The following is a 17,486-nucleotide window of genomic DNA, read 5'->3' as shown; positions in this document are numbered from 1 at the left end:
TGGTTATGGGACAACAAATCCTTTTGAATATCGTCATTGCGATGATTTGGATGTTTTTGAAAGACGAGCCGACCCCGCAGCAATTCATTGTCGGCTATATCATAGGCATGCTGATGATTTTCTTGCTGCGGAGATTCTGGCCGGATGGCTTTTATATGCGGAGGCTGTGGTCGATTTTGCTGCTGCTGCTCCTGTTCTTCAAAGAGCTGTTCAAGTCGAGCGTCACCGTGATTGGCCAGATTTTGCAGCCGAAGCTAAATGTGCGGCCCGGCATCTTCGCGTATAGGACCGAGCTGAAGACGGATTGGGAAATTACCGTGCTCTCATGCCTCATATGCTTGACGCCGGGAACCCTTACACTGGAAGTATCCCCGGACGGCCAGACCCTGTATATACACGCGATGGATATCGAAGATACCGACGAGCTGTCGGAACAGATCCGGGGAACATTCGAGCGCGCGATTAAGGAGGTGACCCGGACATGATTAACGGGATACTGATTGCTTCGCTCATCATATTGTCGCTGGCGATTCTCGCCTGTCTGTACCGGCTGATCAAGGGACCGTCCATGAATGACCGGATCATGTCGCTGGACACCATCGGCATTCTGCTGCTCTCGATCATCGCTGTGCTCTGCATGCTGTTCAGGACCTCGGTATATGTTGACATTATCCTGCTGATCGGGATATTAACGTTTATCGGAACGACAGCGCTGGCCAGATACATTGAGAGGGGTGATGTCATTGACCGCTGAAATGATGAGCCGGATCGGTGAGTTTCTGATTGCTATTATCGTGCTTCTCGGTGCGCTTCTAGGCGCTTTAAGCGCCTTTGGCCTCGTCCGGCTGCCGGACGTGTATATGCGTTCCCATGCCGCTACCAAGAGCGCTACGCTCGGTGTTCTGATGATTTTGGCCGGAGCCTTCCTGTATTTCGCTTTCTATCTGGACCATATCAGCGTTAAGCTTCTTCTTGGGATCGTGTTCGTATTCATTACCGGCCCTGTGGCGGGCCATCTGAACGGACGGGCAGCCTATCGTTCAGGCGTGTCCCTGTGGGAGGGGAGCGTCCATGATGATCTGAAGCCTGTGCTCCGGCGCGAGCGGGAGCAGCTGCAAGCCGGGAAAGCCGAATCCGGTGAGAAGATCAAGGATGTGTAGCCTCTGCAAGATCTTGCCCGTCGAAGGAAAAGACGGAACGCTAAAATTGGAACGCCAGAAACGGAATGTTTTAAACGATATAAATAAGCATGTTCTGCAAGCTGCCGACCCTGGCGGCTTCTTTCTTGATTCCATATCCGATTATCTATAGAAGCTTCGTGATATGGTAGAATAAACCAAAGGTGTGCGGAGTTTAATCCAGCGTGCTGCAATCGGATTAGGAGGCCGCCTGCAGGCGCGATTGATAGCAGGGTTACATTCGCTCGCGAAGGAGGGAGTTGGAAAGATGAGCGTCATTCACGAAAAGATCGATTGGAGGCAGTTATCGGAATTTCTTGCCCGGATGAATCGACTCAAACAGCATCACGTCGGCTATTGCGGCGAACAAGAAGAGGAAATTTACGGTACGTTGATGGAGGACTTTGCTGAGGAAGCCAACCGCGTACGGAGATTTACGGTTATTGCGCGCGAAAGCCGGATGATTGGAGCGCTCGGTTTCCAAGTGGATGAAGAGGGCCGGTCTGCAGAGATATGGGGACCCTTCATCGATGCTGGAGAGGCCGAATGGGCTCCACTCGCGAATCAGTTATGGAGCGAGGGATTATCCAAGCTGGATGCAGCCGTGGATACGATGTACGGTTTTTATAATATGGAGAATACTTATTGTGCGCAGTTTATGGCGGAATTGGGCGCTGAACGTTCAGGGATTCACACCATCCTGAAATCAAGAGGTAATTCGCGCGAGATTTGGATTTCGGATTCGACCTTAGCCGAATCAACCGGGGTGCAGGACATCACGCCGGAATATGAGGCTGCTTTCCTTGAACTGCATGAGATGACCTTTCCAAACACCTATTATGGAGCGAAGCAGATCTTGGAACGGTTGGACGGTGACCGAAGGCTGTTCACAGCGGTGGATCATGGGGAGCTTGCAGGATACGTCTATGTGGAAGCGGAACCTGAGTTTAGGGAAGGCAGTATTGAATACATCGCCGTTTCGGGTGATTTCCAGCGAAGAGGGTATGGTAAAAAGCTGCTGGCGAAGGCGCTCCGTTATTTGTTCGAGAACGTAGGCGCGGAGGAGATTTCGCTGTGCGTAAGCCGGGACAATATCGGTGCCATCCGGTTATACGAAAGCATGGGCTTCGAAACGGAGCATCAGCTTGCGGCATTTGTCCTTAGGGTGGCAGGAACACCCCTGGTTCAGGAACAGGGCCGGTTTGGTCCACCGTCCGAGAGGAGTTGAAGAAATCATGCCGATAGGGTCAATGGCTCAAGGAAGCAGCATCCTTGAGCGAAAAATTCGTTATGATGCCACCGTTGTTGATCACCACTGCAAGCTCTTGAAAGCTGAGGGCAGCACCGTCATCCTAGCGCATCAAAACGAGCGATCGTTCTCGATGAAAGCCGGCGTGAGGGAGCTTACGATATCCAAAGGGGTGCTCACCTTTGCCTACTATTGGATAGATCAGCCCTATAACCTGTATTATTGGAAGGATTCGAACGGGAACGAGCTTGGCGCGTATTTCAACATCGTCAGAAATACGCATGTATCCGAAGAGGCGGTATCCTTTGAGGATTTGATTATCGATCTGCTGGTGCTTCCTGGCGGGGATTATTATATTTTGGATGAAGACGAGCTGCCTGAACCGCTGCATCAATTTGAGGACGGGTTCGTACAGAAAGCCCTGCAAATGCTGCTCGACCGTAAAGAGCACATCCTTCGGGAAGCAGCCGTGGAAACCGAGCGGCTGTGGCAGGAAATGAAGGGGCTAAGCTAGAAGCATGCAGGTGGATGGCAGCCTCGTTGTAGGAATAGGGGAGTACAGGAAACGATCCGTATCTCGTTGGTTGTACTTTGATATGTTTAAAAGCCCGTCATCCCATGCAGGGACATGACGGGCTTTTAAACATCCCTGACGGGAGTTTCTGCCTTGATAGGTCATTTGAGCATCGATCTCATGGTTAGAATCTCGGACCGGACTTAAGTCTGCTCGTCCGAGTGGTGATACCGGTTCTCCATCTTCTTGCCTGCCAGCCACAGCAGCCACAGCACAATAGCTGCGACCAGAATCCGCCAAGGCTGCTGGACGAATCCCTGCCAGTCGTGCCCGATAAAGGCGACCATGAAGATCATGACGGACTTCCCGGCCATGACGGCGATGGTAAAGGTGCTTGCCGATACGGTGCTGATCCCTGAGGCAATATTAATCAGCGAGGACGGGGTGAACGGGAAGCAGTACAGAATGAAGATCGGGGTAAAGCCCTTTTCCTCAATCCAATGAAAGAAGCGCTGTGTTCCCGGCATCCGCTTCTGAATAAGCAGTCCCAGCTTACCGCCAAGCTTGCGCGCAATCCAAAACACCGTGATGGATCCGAGGCAAACCCCGATCCACGATAACAAGAACCCCCACCATAATCCATACGCCGCGGCGTTCCCCATAACCAGCACGATCAAAGGAAGAAACGGAAGGAACGCCTCGAAGAAGGGCAGCAGGATTCCGGGCAGCGGTCCCAGCTCGGAGTATTCCTTAAGCCAACGCTGCACCTGCTCCATGTCCAAATCTTTTAAATAGGTCCATATGTGTTGAAGCCAATCCATGTTGAGTACAATCCTCTCCCTGCATCCAAACTAAGACAAACTAACATACGGTTCGTAGGGAGCTGACGGATATACGTTGATAAGCGCACAAACGGCAATGTCTTACGAAGCATCCGGCCAAGCGGCATCCCTGAAGTATGTAATTGTCAGCATTGTAATAAAGGCAGTTTCCTTATGTAACCAGTGAGCACTGGCGGTTGTTCCATATTATATCATACGGATTCGGATATATTAAAATTTGACATGTTCGTCTGTCCTGACAGTGGACCGATATCCTTAAGGAACTCAAACGTAAAGCTCCCACCCGCTGGTCGGATGGGAGCTTTGCTGTAGTTTTATCTCGTCCGTTCATTGCCTCCGTGCGAGGCTTCCACAGGCAGGGCGGCTATTTGATCAGGGTCCGGATCCGGATCAATGGCACTCCAATCGATGCCTTTTCGAATCGACCAGATCAGCAGGAAGATCACCCCGATAATGACCGAGCCGATGGTGATGAGGTAGCTGCCGAGTGGAGACAGGTATTCTACCTCTACGATGGCGGAGCTGGAGGGGACGATTACATAACGGACCATTTCCAGCCAAGCAAGATGGAAGCCGATGCTCATCCATAGATGGTTTGTTACGATGCGGGACAGCTGAAGCGCTACACTGAAGACTATCAAGCTGATGATATATTCTGTGGTGATGAGATCCCAAGTGCCGATACCGATGGCAACCATCCAAGCGGTTATCGCAATCGGGGCCATAACGAACAATACAATTTGAAAGAGCAGCGCGAGCCAGCGGGGAAACCGGGTGTTCAGATTGCGGTACAAATATCCCCTGAAGGTTATCTCCTCGGGGAAGGCTTCATAGAAAAAGGCGATCATCGAATTGATCAGAATCACGAGGAGTGTAGGTACAGGGAGATGAACATCGACGACCCGCAGCCAGCCAAGCGTGCTGCCGAGCAGCAGGGAGGCGGCCATGATCAACACGATAAAGCCGATCCCGAGCAAGAAATAAGGGAATCCGGACGGCGGGGAAGCGAGTCCGATCCCGCGCCATGGCCGCCGGTCGGCATAACGTCTGAGCAGGTAGATCAGCGGAACCGATACGGATGTCGTAACCACGGCAAGCAGAATCTGCTGCCCGAGCGTCGACAAGCCGTAGGAGCCGCCCACGGTAGCCGCCACAACGGCCAGCCCTAGTCCGGCAACGAACGCGAGCCAGCCAAACAGGATGCGCCAGAACAAATGGAGCCGTCCGTCATCGCGACGCGAGGACCGAGGATTGCCGAGTTGCTGATCGTTGTTTTCCGCTGCTAATGACATGGCGGATTCTCCTTTCATCTATGAATTGCCGGTTTGTAAAACTTCCAAACCGATCTTTATATGTATAGTGATGACTCTAGTATTGTGTTCCTTTCAAGAGAACCTATTTTTCTCAGAGGGGCTGCCGGTATGCTGTAAAACGAAGCGGACGAGTTCACTATTGGATAGATAAAAATAGAGCATTTACGTGATAGATTTTCGATGGCCACGAATATTTTCGGCCACCCTAAGCTCTTAGTAAATGCTTGATCAGCTTGGGTTTCTAGCAGCATCAGCATTGACATGACCTTGAAACTTTTAATAAAATGTTATTTCGACAGGCTTTACGTGTGAAAAAAGAGACAAAAGGAGTTGGATATGGTCAAAAATCATAAGAAGCTGACGATGGTCGAGATCGTCAAGAGGTTTATCTTCATTACGATCGGTGCCATCCTGATGGCGGTGGCGCTTGAGATATTCCTGGTGCCGAATGAAATTATCGACGGGGGCATTACGGGTATTTCCATCGTATTATCCGAAATCACGCCAATTAAGCTAGGTTTGTATCTCTTCGTGATTAACCTGCCGTTCCTGTTTATCGGGTATAAGCAGATCGGCAAGACATTCGCTTTTTCGACCTTGTACGGAATCGTGATGCTGTCGGTGGCGACTACATTTCTGCATCATTTCGAACCGTTCACTAACGAGAAAATTTTGGCCGTGCTCTTCGGCGGCTTGATCCTGGGTCTTGGGGTCGGGCTCGTGATCCGTTACGGCGGAGCCCTGGACGGAACCGAAATCGTGGCAATTCTTCTATCGAAGAAGCTTCGTCTCCCTGTCGGGCAGATCATCATGATTATTAATGTATTCATCTTTATCACGGCGGGCTTTGTGTTTGGAGCGGACTCGGCCATGTATTCGATCTTCTCGTACTACATCGCTGCCAAGGTCATGGATATCGTCGTAGAAGGACTGGATGAATCCAAGTCTGTCACGATAATCTCGAACGAGTATGAGGAAATCTCCAGTGCCATTATGCAGCGGCTGGGCCGCAGCACGACCATGATTTATGCGAAGGGCGGGTATTCCCAAGAGGACACGCAGATGATTTATTGCGTGATCACCCGATTGGAAATCGCCAAGCTGAAGACCGTGGTTCAGGAGATCGACAAGAATGCCTTCATATCGATCCAGAATGTGGCCGACGTGCTCGGCGGAAGCATGGCGAAGAACAATATTCACTAAAAAACAGGGTGTTTCACGGACTCATGCCATCGGTCCTTGAAACACCCTGTTTTTGGCGGCAGCCGCACTAACCCTTCACTTCGAAAAACTCGCAGTTGTCTCTCCCGTGGTAACCGAGTGAGCTCACGCCGGACTGCGTGATGATTGTGTCTTCGGTAAACCGGATCACGATGCCTCCCGATTCGACGAGGTGGTTATCCTTGAAGATGCGAATAGGGATCTGCTTCTCCAATACTTCTTTGAAATCCGCATCGGTCACCAACGGCCTGACAATCGGCATAACCATTCTACTCCTTTCGGTTAGAACTCAGTAGCTGACGGGTGATTAAATGCTAAATGCAATGGATCCATTACGGCTGAGGCAGCGGCGGATTTGCATGGCATTTCCGGCAGACGGGAAAATACGTGTCATTTCCCCCGATCAATATCTGTTCGCCGGTATAGACCGGCTTACCGTCTATTACCCTAAGATTCATCGTTGCCTTGCGCTCGCAGAACCAGCAGATCGTCTTCATTTCCTCGATTTTATCCGCATAGATCAGCATCCAGCGGCTGCCTTCAAACAGCTCGTTCCGGAAATCGTTCTTGAGCCCAAAGCCCATAACCGGCACGTTCAGCTCATCTACGATTTTGACAAGCTGCAGAATGCTCCCTTTACTCAGGAACTGGCATTCATCCACCAGAACACAATAAGGCTTTGGTTCGTGATTCTTCACGATGCTGTAAATATCGGTGTCCTCGAATATAGGAATCGCCTCCCGGCGCAGGCCGATCCGCGAGGATACGTATCCGATCGCATCCCGGTCGTCTATGGCTGATGTAAAGAGGAGGACAGGCTTGTTCTGCTCCTCGTAGTTATGGGCGACCTTCAAAATCTCGATGGATTTGCCGCTGTTCATTGATCCGTATTTGAAAAATAATTGAGCCATGCCTTCGTTCCTTTCCCCGTTTACGCTTGATGTCGTTCATCCCTAAAGTATGACGCGCAGTGTCTATTGTCGCATTATAGAGGCGCGTTGTCCATGACCTTCTCACGAACAAAGCCAAGTCTCCACGCGGGAGTGCTTGGCTGTTTCTGTTTTGCAATATAGAAGGTTTTATGGCTTACGTTGGTTCCTTTTCTGTAAAAAATGTAATGAAAACAAACAGCAGAAAAGCAAGCAGCAGCACCGAACCGCCAACAATAAATAAAATCATGACCAAAGTTTCGTTCAACTCAAACGGATTCAGATTGTACATCCACATCCCGAAGGTTAGTCCGAAGGAGCCCCATATGGCCATCCAGCCATGGACCGCTACCAGCTTTTTATATTTTACCTTAAAAGCTCTGTAAAAAATGCCCCAAGCAAATACCGACAGCCAGCCAACCAGTAATATGTGGGCATGGATCGGACGCAGGGAATAATCGATTTCGCCTGACATTTTGGATCCGACGTAAGTTCCGAGGATGCCGAATAGCGCCGCATATCTTATTAATCGCAAACTCCATTTTTGTTCCATCAATTTAATCCTTTCCTTCCTTCGGAAACGTAACGGTAAAGGTTGTTCCTTTCCCGAGCTCGCTGTCGAGCGTTATGGTTCCGTTTAATAAAGTGACGATTTCCTTTACAATGGACAGGCCAAGCCCTGTCCCATCTTTCTTGCGGGTCGCGTCTACCCTGTAGAAGCGATCGAAGACTTGCTCAGCCGAAGCTTCCGATAGGCCGATCCCGGTGTCCTCGAATGCGAGGATGATTTTGTCTTTTTTGTTGCTGCATGATATATAGATGTGGCCGTTCGGCCGATTATACTTAATGGCATTTGTAATCAGGTTATCCCAGACGATCCCGAGCAGCTCGCGGTCGGAGAATAGCTTGGCTTCATCCATTTTGTAAGAGATGGTCAGGTTCCGATCCTGCAGGGTCCAGAGATGCTTTTTGACGGACTCCTTGATCTGTAAATCCAGGCGGACCAGGCTTTTTCTAACCGGATAACCGGATTGGTCGAGAGATGTAATCAGCAGCAGCTGCTTGGTCAAATTGGACAATCTCTTGGCCTCGTCGTTGACGATGCCGGCATACTGAATCCGCTCCTTCGCTGGCAGATCCGGGTTGATGAGGAGGTCTGCATAGCCCTGGATATTCATCAATGGTGACTGGAAGTCGTGGGATACATTGCTGATGAAGGACTTACGCGCGACGTCGTTGTGTCGCAGCTGCTGCTGCATCTGCAGGAAGTTTTGGGCCAGCTGGCCCAGCTCATCCTTGCGTCGGATTTCCAGCGAATACGTAAAATCATCATTGGTAATCGCTTTGGTTGCCTCAGAAAGCTCGGAAATGGGATAGATGAGCCGCTTGGTCATTTTGATTACGCCCAGCAGGCTCACCACGGCAACTGCCAGAATAAATCCCGCGAGCATCATATGAATATCGGAAAATAGGGTTTTGCTGTCAGGTTTAACAAACAGTGCATATGACTCTTGACCGATTTGCAGGGGGATCCCGACGGTATTTCTTATATCATTGGAGAAATGGCCCATCATCCAGAATTGATCCCATATGTCGTCTTTGCCCATATACGGAGTGCCGTTTAATACCTGGTCCAACGTGCGTGCCGGCAGCGGGCCGTGCTCAAAGGGCTCACCGAAGAAATACTCATCCCCGGAACCGTTGGCCAAATACATCTGATATCCTAATCGTCCGACTGACTCCAGGAAGGGCTGCAGGGAATGGCTTGATACATGCATTTCCTCTAGGACATGGACGATTTGCTTGGCGACCTCCACGTTTTGCTGGGTGATTTCGTCTTTGGTAAACGCCAGATAGACGACGTTGACCAGAACAAATCCGATCAGGATGCTGATCCCCAGAATGAGCAGTGTAGCTGATATAAACTCCCGGTATAAAGTTCTCATTCGGCAGCCTCTAGCTTGTAACCAATACCCCGGACGGTTTGGATTTCGATTGAAGCGTTGTAACGTTTGAGGCGGTCGCGAATCCGGTTCATATGCGTATTTAACGTTAGCTCGCTGCCATCGTAATCCTCGCCCCATGCCTGCTCCAGAAGAACGGAACGGGGAGTGACCTTGTTGGCTCTGGCAGCCAGCAACGTCAGCAGCTCAAACTCTTTTAGAGGAAAGAGAATGGTTTCATCATTGATGATCACTTCAAAATCGTTTCGGTTAATTTTCACATTGCCGACCTTTACGACACTTTCCATCGCGCGGCCATAGCGGCGAAGGACTACGGCAACCCTAAACAGTAATTCCTTCGGCTCGAAGGGCTTCACGAGATAATCCTCGGAGCCTGATTTGAATCCCTGCTCCTTGTCGGATATTTGCCCCTTTGCTGTCAACAGAATGACGGGGATGTCCAGCTCTTTCGTTAATATTCTAGTCAGGGAGAAGCCGTCCATTCCGGGCATCATGACATCCACTATGGCTAGACTCACCTCTGTCTCCTCCAGAAGCTCAAGCGCATGCTGTCCGTTATTGGCCTGTAAAACCTCATAGCCTTCCCGCGATAAATGGATTGTCACAAGCTGCAGAATATCGTAGTCATCGTCCACAACTAAAATCTTCATGAAAGTCCCCTCCTACCTTGCATTAAGCCTGGGCTGTGTGCTTTTTCTGCTCCGGATCCTTTTCAAATAATAAAATTAAGGAAGGAAGCAGGACGCCTCTCACCAGGAATGTATCGATCAATATGCCAATGGCAACCATAAAGCCGAACACAAAGAGGTCGGCAATCGGCATGGTGGTCAGCGCTGCAAAGGTTGCAGCCAAAATAACGCCTGCCGACGAGATGATCCCACCCGTATTGAGGATAGCCACTTCAAGCGCGTCCTTTACTTTTAATGCTGCTCTCTCCTCAAGAAAGCGGGAGATTAGAATAATATTATAATCAATTCCAAGAGCCACCAGGAATATAAACGCATAGACAGGAACCCGCGTGCCGATGGACTCATAACCGAATAGAACATCTACCAGGAATAATCCAAGACCTAGAGCCGATACATAAGAAATCAGGATCGTGGCCATCATGTACACCGGCATTTTTAACGAACGAGTCAAGAAGATAAGAAGAATGAGAATCAGAACCGTTTCCAAGACAACTACTTTGACGATGTCATTGTTGTTTGTCGTCCGTTCATCGACTAGTTTGGCTGTCACGCCGCTATAGTAAACATCGCCCTGAAGAGACAACTCGTGAAGGATGGCGTCAGACTCCTTTTGGAGCTCTTCCACAAAGTCGATCGCCTCGGTTGAATATGGATTCAGCGTCAAGGCTGCACTGAATTTTGCCGCTTTGGAATCTTCAGTAATGCCAGTCAGGCGGACGGACTCGATCTCTTCGTAACTTTCCAGCTTCATCAGAAACTGATCGGTCTGCTCCTCGGTTAGCGCATTCTCGGATTCCAGAAGAATCGTGGAAGGCGCAAGCTCGCCTTTGTTATATTTGGACTCTACGATTTCATAACCAACGCGGGAAGGCAGATCCTCCGGAAATTTCTTGACGGTGTCGAATTCGTATTTCAGGTTAAAGACGTTCAAGGCGGAAACGACCATGAAGAAGGCCACGATTTCGCCGGTCAATAGCGGCTGATTCACCACAACTTTAGCGACTGTTCCCCAGAAACCGTGTTTGATTTGTTGTTTCTGGCCGAAATTGGGAACCTTAGGCCAGAATGCTCTCCGTCCAAACAGGGTGAACAGGGCAGGGACAAGGGTGACGGAAGCCAGCATAATGATGAGCATGGCCACGCCGAAGACCGGAGCGAAGTTTTGATAATCACGGAAATCCGTAAAGAACAAAATAAGCATAGCAGCAAGCACGGTGCCGCCAGCAAAAAACACCGGCTCACCGGTAGCGCGCATAGCGTGCTGCATCGCCGCATATTTGCTTTCGTGTTTATTCAATTCCTCGCGGTATCGCGAGAACACGAACAATGAATAATCGATCACGGCGGCAAACAGCAGGATGCTCATGATTGAGGTGGTCGAATTGTTGATTTCAAGTCCGGCTGCGCCCATCAAGGCAACGGATTGATTGACCACCTGATATACGATGACCGTGGCAAGCAGCGGTATGAGGGCAAGCAGCGGCGAACGGTAAATAACGATCAATAATACGAGAATGATGATAACGGTGGCAAGAAGCAGAACGAAGTCCGCCTGCTCGAAAAGTTTGACCGTGTCGCCAGCGATCCCCGCCGGGCCAGTAATATAGAAGTCAGTGTTCAGCCCCTTAGCAATATCATTGCCAAGCCTGAAGGCTTCATCATTGATTTCCGCGTACTCATGGTTGCCAAGACCCGGTTCCAGGCTCATGGGAACCATGATGGTAGAGTTATCCGCCGAAATGAACCCTTTTAGGGCATGAGGCGGCAAAGTGCCGATATTTACAATGGATTTAACCCCCTGAATATCGGCTGAGATGATTCCATTCGTGATGCGCTTGACTTCATCCAGATTAATATCTCCTAATGCATTATGAAAAACCAGAATCCCTGGCGTTCCCTGGTCGCTCGGAAACGTCTTCTCCAATTTGTTCTCGGCAATGATGGATTGCGCTTCATCCGGGAGTGATTGGAAGCTGGTCGCTTTGTAATCACCAAGCCTCGGACCGGCGCTTAACCCGATCATAACGATCAGCCAGATCAGGATCGATATCCACATGCCTCTTTTGGTTGAGACCCAATCGGTTATGGGTCTTAATACCCTTCTCAAAGGTTATTCCCCCTCCTTGTTTTGTCGCACTTACTCTAGCACAGCTCAATAAATTTAATATAAACTCGTCCCTCACCATGGGCTTGGGGCAAATCCGCGGAATGGCTATAAGCAAGAGGGACAGATGGATGCCGGCAACCGAAGTGGACAATATCTTCGGAAGATGCTGAGCTAAGGAGCCGGTAGATCTGACTGACAAGAACCTATGGTAATATAGTCAAAAGCAAAGATCACCGGAGCCTGAAACAAATTTGCGGTAAAGAGGATGCATTTTAAAAGTTTTTTTGCGAAATTGTCAGAAATGCCTCAATCCCCGAGTCATATAAGTAGTCAACGAAATGAAAGAGGGTATAGACATTGGAAGCGACAGCAGACAAACGGACAGATTGGGATGAAATGGAAGACAGTGAGTTGGTCATTCGCGCCCAGGCAGGGGAACGGGAGGCTTTCGGCGAGCTGGTACGCAGACACCGAGCAAAGGTATACGGCTATGCCAGAGCCATTACCCAGGAGTCCTATCTGGCAGAGGACATCGTTCAGGATGCGCTGATGCGCGCTTTCCTGCACCTCAGCAAGCTGGTCGATGCGGGGCGGTTCCTCCCCTGGATGCAGCGGATCGTACGGAACCAGGCGTACACCAGGCTCAAGGCGAGACCCACGCTTCAGGAGCAAACGTTCACGGAGCTGGAAGGGGGAGGTCGCTTGAGCGGCCAGGAGGACGGCGAATGGAACGATCTGGACCGCATTCTGTTCAGGCTGAACCGGACCGCGAATGAAGCGGCTGCTTCTGCCAATGCTCCCGAGGAGAAGCTGCTTCAGAAGGAAACGCTGCATACGTTAACCGACATCATTCGTTGCCTGAAGCCGCGAGAGCGGATGATCTTCGAGTCCCATTTCTTCGACCAGCTGTCGCCGCAGGAAATCGCCAAGCTGTTTCAGCTCTCTTCGGCCAATGTATACCAGATTATTTCCAGATCTCGCAAAAAGGTGATCCAGGAAAAAATCCGCGTTACCGTTGACTCCTATATGAAAACAAGAAGGGATATGGGAATTATGAGCAAACGGATTTTGGACTACGACAAGGAGTTTCACGAAACAGGCACATGGACGACAGCGGCGGATGTGATTTACAAAATGCTGCAATATACGGACCGCAAGCTCTCGCTGCCGATGGTGATGGGACTGACCGGTCATGCCTTCCGCATCAATATCGTACCGAAGAGCGTCCATATTGCGGGACCGACCGGCTATAATTTCAGCGAAGTGCTTCCTAGGGGGCTGCACAATATCGGTTTTCACGCGAAGGTAATCGACGGGATGTCTCCGAATATCGGCGAAAACAGTAATCTGCTTGACCCTTCATTGACCGGGAAGGATGCGATGGGCAAACGCAGCATTCATCGTGAGCTCCCGCGAGCGCTGGATTTGATTCACCGCTCACTGGATCAGGGGATCCCGGTCCTGGCATGGGATCTGTTCTTCCCGGAATTCGGCACCGTGTATGGCTATGATGATGAGACCCGGCTGTTATATGCCGAGGAATGCGGAAAAGTGGAGACGCTGCCATTCGATCATCTGGGCAGAAGCGTGCTCGAGGAGATTTTTGTTCTTGCCATTGACGGCAAAGTGGATCTGACGCTAAATCAGCAGCTCCGGCTGGCGTTGGAATCGGCGATTGAGCATTACGAAGGCCGGGAGAGTGCAATTCCGGCTAACTGCGTCAAAGGATTGGCGGCCTATGATGCGTGGCTCGAAGCGCTGGAGGGCGGCGCGATTGAGCCGAACGGCCATGCTTATAATATTGCAGTGCTGAGGGACGCGCGTTATTATGGGGCGGAGTTCTTTAAAGAGCTGAAGCAGGCTTGGCCGCTTGAGGAGAAGTCGGAAGAGCTGACTCGGCATTTTGATGAAGCGTCGGCCTTGTACCAAGGGATGCATGAGAAGCTCGATGAGCTGCATCGGCTGTTCCCGTTCCCGCAAGGGGGCCAGCCGAACGATTCTCTCACCGCTAGAGAGGCAAGAGGCTTGGTTGAAGGGATTAAGCCGCTTGAATCCCAAGCACTTGAGTGCATGAAGGAGATTCTGGCGCTGATCGGAGACTAAGAACGTAGGCATCCTAGCGGACAAACCGGTTGTTTACATTCCACGAATTCTATTTTAGAATGGAAGCATAATTAGATAGAATCTTATGAGATGAACCCCATTTTTTATTGTTTTCTGGATCCAAAACAATGAGAAATGGGGTTTTTGACGTGTGGAGGAGGAACGAAACATTGTATCAATTGCTGAAGAACTCGTTGTATGTGTTTTTAGGGGCGTGCTGCTTCGGGATTTTATCTACGGTCGTAAAGCTGGCATACCGGGACGGATTCCAGTTTGAACAAGTGATGCTGAGCCAATTCGGAACAGGGTGGCTTATTTTGCTGGTCCTCATGCTGCTGTTCGCGAGACGAAGGGTGACCTGGAAGCAGGCGGTGCGTCTTGCCGGCGTCGGCTTATGCACCTGTCTGACCGGCGTTACATATTATCTCTCGCTGCAAAGCATTCCGGCCTCCATCGCCGTTGTGCTGCTGTTTCAATTTACCTGGATCGGGGTGATCATCGAATCGATTGTATACCGCAGGCTCCCGGACAAAGCGACCGTCATTTCGATCGCCATTCTGTTTCTCGGGACGCTGATGGCTGGAGGCATTCTCGGTACGGGCGAGCTTCAGCTTAACCTGAAAGGAACGCTGCTTGCTCTTGCGGCTGCCGTCATGATGGCATTATTCGTCTTCTTCAGCGGGAGGGTTGAGACCGGCATGCCGGCGATCACCCGCAGCTTCTATACATCGACCGGCGGTCTTGTCCTGCTGACGGTTCTGTTAGCGCCCAACGTATTTACGGGGAATGTCCAAATGGATAGCGGTAACGGCTTATGGATCTACGGCTTGATCCTGGGAACGTTCGGGGTCGTGCTTCCGGTGCTCATGTTTGCGCTTGGTGCACCGAAAATCAGCACCGGCCTGGCTACGATTCTAGGAGCGGGGGAGCTTCCGGTGGCCGTCATCGCATCGGTGATGGTGTTGAACGAACAGGTAACTGCCGTTCAGTGGATGGGCGTATCTTTCATCCTGCTTGGCATCGCCTATCCGCAATGGGCGGCGCAGCGAAGCCCGGGCATTCAATTGGCCAAGGATTAAGCGATTCTTTGGCCGGGGCTGATGTCCCGGCTTGGTGCACTTACATATCGGCAGGGGAGCGCATAGACGCGTGAGAATCCGGCAGTCAACCGATCGGTTCTTTTTTACGTCAACGTGATGAAGTTGCAGTGGTACCCGAAGATCAACTAAAATTTAGAGAGGGCGAAAACGAATCCCTGTTTCTAAATATTAACCACTCGAGAATGGAAGGGGCGGCAAGCCGTGAGCGCCTAGCGTTTATGTCCATTCGGCCGAAAGGAAGTTATTCATGAATGTAATGCAAATGGAACAATTGAAGCTGATCCGTACGGAAATCACCAGGTTTATGCTGAAATATAAATTCGCGCTGGACGAAATCGAAACCAAAATCGAGATTCTGAAGGAAGAGTTTCAGGCTCTGCATGACTACAGCCCGATCGAGCATACGAAATCCCGCCTGAAATCGCCGGAAAGCATGATGAAGAAGCTGCTCCGCAAGGGAGGAGAAATCTCCTTGGCCTCGATTGAGGAGAACATCAAGGATATTGCGGGACTGCGGATCACGTGCTCCTTCATTTCCGATATTTATAAAATCAGCGAGATGCTGCAGAAGCAAAGCGATCTGACCGTCTTGAACGTCAAGGATTACATCAAGCATCCGAAGCCGAACGGATATCAGAGCTTGCATCTGCTCGTAGAGGTGCCGGTGTTTTTCTCCGATCGGGTGGAGAAGGTATGCGTGGAAGTGCAAATCCGGACCATCGCGATGGATTTCTGGGCAAGCCTGGAGCATAAAATCTTCTATAAATATAATAAGTCGGTCCCACAGCGGCTGCTTGAGGAGCTGAAAGCCGCGGCGGATACAGCTAATGCGCTGGACCATCAGATGGAGCGGCTGAACCGTGAGGTTCAAGCCATCAAGGATATGCACGACGAAGACTCCTTGCTGGAGGAGCTAAAGAGCATTCAGATCAACAACCACAAGTATCAGCTGCCGGCCGGGCTGCTGGAGATTTTCTCGGAGGGTGAAGAAGCTTGAGTCTAGGTGAATCTTCACCGTGTATAATCGAATACATGCAAAGATAAGCCGCGAAGTTCGCGGCTTTTTAATAGACAGATTCTGAAAGGATGTAACCATGAAGAAAGTCATCGTCATTGGATCGGGAATCGTCGGAGCCTCGACAGCCTACGCGTTAGCCAAGCAAGGAGCAGAGGTGCTTGTCATTGACCGTAAAGATGTAGGACAAGCCACCGACGCAGCTGCAGGCATTATCTGCCCCTGGCTGTCGCAAAGGCGCAATCAGGCATGGTACCGGCTGGCCAAGGCCGGCGCGCGCTTCTACCCCGGTTTGATCAAAGAGCTTACCGGGGAGGGGGAGACCGAGACGGGCTATGCCCAAGTTGGTGCGATTAGCATCCATCATAACCAGGAGAAAATCACCGCGATGGAGGAGCGTGCACAACGCCGTAAAGCGGATGCACCGGAGATTGGTGAAATTACCCGGCTAAACGAAAAGCAAACCCATGATGCATTTCCACTGCTGGCAGAAGGCTATCAATCGGTACATATCAGCGGCGCCGCACGGGTAGATGGCCGTGCACTCCGAGATGCGCTGCTCCGATCGGCGCAGCGAAACGGCGCGGTTTTGATTAACGGGGATGCGAGGCTGCAATATCAATCGGGACGCGTCACCGGGGCTGTTGTCGAAGGGCAAAGCTTCCTTGCCGACAAAGTCGTGGTATGTGCAGGCGCATGGGCGGATCAGCTGCTGAAGCCTTTAGGCATTCGTTTTAAGGTACATTATCAAAAAGCGCAAATCATGCATCTGCAGCTTCAGAATCAGCAAGATACAAGCCATTGGCCAGTAGTCATGCCGCCTTCTGACCAATATTTGCTCGCTTTCGATCAGCAGAAGATCGTCATCGGAGCGACTCACGAGAATGATGTAGAGGGATACGATACCAGGGTGACCGCCGCCGGAATGCAGGAAATTCTGAATAAAGGGCTGGAGCTGGCGCCTGGCTTGGCCGACAGCACCTTCCAAGAGGTAAGAATCGGTTTTCGCCCATTCACGCCGGACTTTCTTCCGGTGATCGGAGCTGTTCCCGGCTGGGAGGCTCTATTAACCGCCAACGGGCTTGGAGCATCCGGATTGACGATGGGGCCTTTTATCGGGAGCCAATTGGCAAAGCTGGCGCTGGGGCTGCCGATCGATATCGATATTCAGGATTATGATGTGCGTAAGGCGATGGATGAGACCGAAGATGGATAGCGATGAAACGATGATGATTCCATAAATACTGGCGTGTCTGTCAGCT

Annotated in this window: 18 protein-coding genes; 10 read left to right on the top strand and 8 right to left on the bottom strand. The window is 50.7% G+C overall.

Translation table 11 applies throughout. The features are described 5' to 3' along the window. The first annotated feature begins 5 nt into the window (after positions 1-5). From NST08_RS17240 to NST08_RS17220, 5 genes are all read left to right on the top strand, one after another. Positions 6-485 carry a Na+/H+ antiporter subunit E gene (locus NST08_RS17240; RefSeq protein WP_007128407.1) on the top strand — a complete coding sequence of 160 codons (480 nt, stop codon included), beginning with the start codon at positions 6-8 and terminating at the stop codon, positions 483-485. Beyond that, positions 482-754 (top strand): Na(+)/H(+) antiporter subunit F1, encoded by a 273-nt coding sequence (locus NST08_RS17235; RefSeq protein ID WP_007128406.1) that lies wholly within the window; start codon positions 482-484, stop codon positions 752-754. Before NST08_RS17240 ends, NST08_RS17235 begins: the two co-directional genes overlap by 4 nt. A 4-nt stretch (positions 755-758) precedes the next feature. Continuing rightward, on the top strand, positions 759-1,160 hold the full coding sequence (gene mnhG, locus NST08_RS17230) for a monovalent cation/H(+) antiporter subunit G (protein ID WP_040738260.1): 402 nt from the start codon (positions 759-761) through the stop codon (positions 1,158-1,160). Positions 1,161-1,446: 286 nt separating this feature from the next. Next, positions 1,447-2,406, top strand: a complete 960-nt coding sequence (locus NST08_RS17225) for a GNAT family N-acetyltransferase (RefSeq protein ID WP_341342056.1) — start codon at positions 1,447-1,449, stop codon at positions 2,404-2,406. Between the two features lie 7 nt (positions 2,407-2,413). After that, a complete protein-coding gene (locus NST08_RS17220) occupies positions 2,414-2,941 on the top strand; it encodes a DUF402 domain-containing protein (protein WP_213616595.1) in 528 nt (175 codons plus the stop codon). 203 nt (positions 2,942-3,144) lie between these two features. Here NST08_RS17220 and NST08_RS17215 read toward each other — a convergent pair whose 3' ends face one another. Both NST08_RS17215 and NST08_RS17210 read right to left on the bottom strand, forming a co-directional pair. Further along, positions 3,145-3,762 carry a TVP38/TMEM64 family protein gene (locus NST08_RS17215; RefSeq protein WP_007128402.1) on the bottom strand — a complete coding sequence of 206 codons (618 nt, stop codon included), beginning with the start codon at positions 3,760-3,762 and terminating at the stop codon, positions 3,145-3,147. A 335-nt stretch (positions 3,763-4,097) separates the two neighbouring features. Beyond that, entirely contained in the window at positions 4,098-5,075 is a 978-nt protein-coding gene (locus tag NST08_RS17210; RefSeq protein ID WP_341342055.1) for a CPBP family intramembrane glutamic endopeptidase, read from the bottom strand. 357 nt (positions 5,076-5,432) lie between these two features. Here NST08_RS17210 and NST08_RS17205 point away from each other — a divergent pair, with 357 nt between their 5' ends. Further along, positions 5,433-6,299, top strand: a complete 867-nt coding sequence (locus NST08_RS17205) for a YitT family protein (protein ID WP_341342054.1) — start codon at positions 5,433-5,435, stop codon at positions 6,297-6,299. Positions 6,300-6,366: 67 nt separating this feature from the next. Here NST08_RS17205 and NST08_RS17200 read toward each other — a convergent pair whose 3' ends face one another. The 6 genes from NST08_RS17200 to NST08_RS17175 form a co-directional block, all read right to left on the bottom strand. Next, entirely contained in the window at positions 6,367-6,579 is a 213-nt protein-coding gene (locus NST08_RS17200; RefSeq protein ID WP_028407171.1) for a hypothetical protein, read from the bottom strand. A gap of 70 nt (positions 6,580-6,649) precedes the next feature. Beyond that, positions 6,650-7,228, bottom strand: a complete 579-nt coding sequence (locus NST08_RS17195) for a thymidine kinase (RefSeq protein ID WP_007128398.1) — start codon at positions 7,226-7,228, stop codon at positions 6,650-6,652. 175 nt (positions 7,229-7,403) lie between these two features. Then, positions 7,404-7,799: a hypothetical protein gene (locus NST08_RS17190; protein ID WP_213616589.1), complete on the bottom strand. Its 396-nt coding sequence runs from the start codon at positions 7,797-7,799 to the stop codon at positions 7,404-7,406. 4 nt (positions 7,800-7,803) lie between these two features. Further along, a complete protein-coding gene (locus tag NST08_RS17185) occupies positions 7,804-9,192 on the bottom strand; it encodes a HAMP domain-containing sensor histidine kinase (protein WP_341342053.1) in 1,389 nt (462 codons plus the stop codon). Continuing rightward, positions 9,189-9,860, bottom strand: coding sequence for a response regulator transcription factor (locus NST08_RS17180; protein WP_341033145.1), 672 nt, complete (start codon positions 9,858-9,860; stop codon positions 9,189-9,191). The genes NST08_RS17185 and NST08_RS17180 overlap by 4 nt, the downstream gene beginning before the upstream one ends. 22 nt (positions 9,861-9,882) lie before the next feature. Then, a complete protein-coding gene (locus tag NST08_RS17175) occupies positions 9,883-12,006 on the bottom strand; it encodes an MMPL family transporter (protein WP_341342052.1) in 2,124 nt (707 codons plus the stop codon). 357 nt (positions 12,007-12,363) lie between these two features. On the opposite strand from NST08_RS17175, the gene NST08_RS17170 reads away from it, so the two are divergent. From NST08_RS17170 to NST08_RS17155, 4 genes are all read left to right on the top strand, one after another. Beyond that, the gene (locus NST08_RS17170) at positions 12,364-14,109 is read left to right on the top strand and encodes an RNA polymerase sigma factor (protein WP_341342051.1); all 1,746 of its coding nucleotides are present in this window, start codon (positions 12,364-12,366) and stop codon (positions 14,107-14,109) included. A gap of 170 nt (positions 14,110-14,279) precedes the next feature. Next, the gene (locus NST08_RS17165) at positions 14,280-15,188 is read left to right on the top strand and encodes an EamA family transporter (protein ID WP_007128392.1); all 909 of its coding nucleotides are present in this window, start codon (positions 14,280-14,282) and stop codon (positions 15,186-15,188) included. Positions 15,189-15,456: 268 nt separating this feature from the next. After that, positions 15,457-16,206, top strand: coding sequence for a GTP pyrophosphokinase (locus NST08_RS17160; RefSeq protein ID WP_007128391.1), 750 nt, complete (start codon positions 15,457-15,459; stop codon positions 16,204-16,206). Positions 16,207-16,303: 97 nt separating this feature from the next. Then, entirely contained in the window at positions 16,304-17,440 is a 1,137-nt protein-coding gene (locus tag NST08_RS17155; protein WP_341342050.1) for an NAD(P)/FAD-dependent oxidoreductase, read from the top strand. Positions 17,441-17,486: the final 46 nt, after the last annotated feature.

The organism is Paenibacillus sp. FSL K6-1566 (assembly GCF_038050475.1).
GTDB lineage: Bacteria > Bacillota > Bacilli > Paenibacillales > Paenibacillaceae > Paenibacillus_AQ > Paenibacillus_AQ lactis.
Note: the sequence above shows the minus strand (reverse complement) of the source record. Positions and strands in the feature narration are given on the sequence as shown.

Excerpts from the sequence above, each read along its gene's own strand:
- NST08_RS17240 (WP_007128407.1), top strand. The coding sequence starts at position 6 with ATGGGACAACAAATCCTTTTGAATATCGTCATTGCGATGATTTGGATG.
- NST08_RS17235 (WP_007128406.1), top strand. The coding sequence starts at position 482 with ATGATTAACGGGATACTGATTGCTTCGCTCATCATATTGTCGCTGGCG.
- mnhG (WP_040738260.1), top strand. The coding sequence starts at position 759 with ATGAGCCGGATCGGTGAGTTTCTGATTGCTATTATCGTGCTTCTCGGT.
- NST08_RS17225 (WP_341342056.1), top strand. The coding sequence starts at position 1,447 with ATGAGCGTCATTCACGAAAAGATCGATTGGAGGCAGTTATCGGAATTT.
- NST08_RS17220 (WP_213616595.1), top strand. The coding sequence starts at position 2,414 with ATGCCGATAGGGTCAATGGCTCAAGGAAGCAGCATCCTTGAGCGAAAA.
- NST08_RS17215 (WP_007128402.1), bottom strand. The coding sequence starts at position 3,762 with ATGGATTGGCTTCAACACATATGGACCTATTTAAAAGATTTGGACATG.
- NST08_RS17210 (WP_341342055.1), bottom strand. The coding sequence starts at position 5,075 with ATGTCATTAGCAGCGGAAAACAACGATCAGCAACTCGGCAATCCTCGG.
- NST08_RS17205 (WP_341342054.1), top strand. The coding sequence starts at position 5,433 with ATGGTCAAAAATCATAAGAAGCTGACGATGGTCGAGATCGTCAAGAGG.
- NST08_RS17200 (WP_028407171.1), bottom strand. The coding sequence starts at position 6,579 with ATGCCGATTGTCAGGCCGTTGGTGACCGATGCGGATTTCAAAGAAGTA.
- NST08_RS17195 (WP_007128398.1), bottom strand. The coding sequence starts at position 7,228 with ATGGCTCAATTATTTTTCAAATACGGATCAATGAACAGCGGCAAATCC.
- NST08_RS17190 (WP_213616589.1), bottom strand. The coding sequence starts at position 7,799 with ATGGAACAAAAATGGAGTTTGCGATTAATAAGATATGCGGCGCTATTC.
- NST08_RS17185 (WP_341342053.1), bottom strand. The coding sequence starts at position 9,192 with ATGAGAACTTTATACCGGGAGTTTATATCAGCTACACTGCTCATTCTG.
- NST08_RS17180 (WP_341033145.1), bottom strand. The coding sequence starts at position 9,860 with ATGAAGATTTTAGTTGTGGACGATGACTACGATATTCTGCAGCTTGTG.
- NST08_RS17160 (WP_007128391.1), top strand. The coding sequence starts at position 15,457 with ATGAATGTAATGCAAATGGAACAATTGAAGCTGATCCGTACGGAAATC.
- NST08_RS17155 (WP_341342050.1), top strand. The coding sequence starts at position 16,304 with ATGAAGAAAGTCATCGTCATTGGATCGGGAATCGTCGGAGCCTCGACA.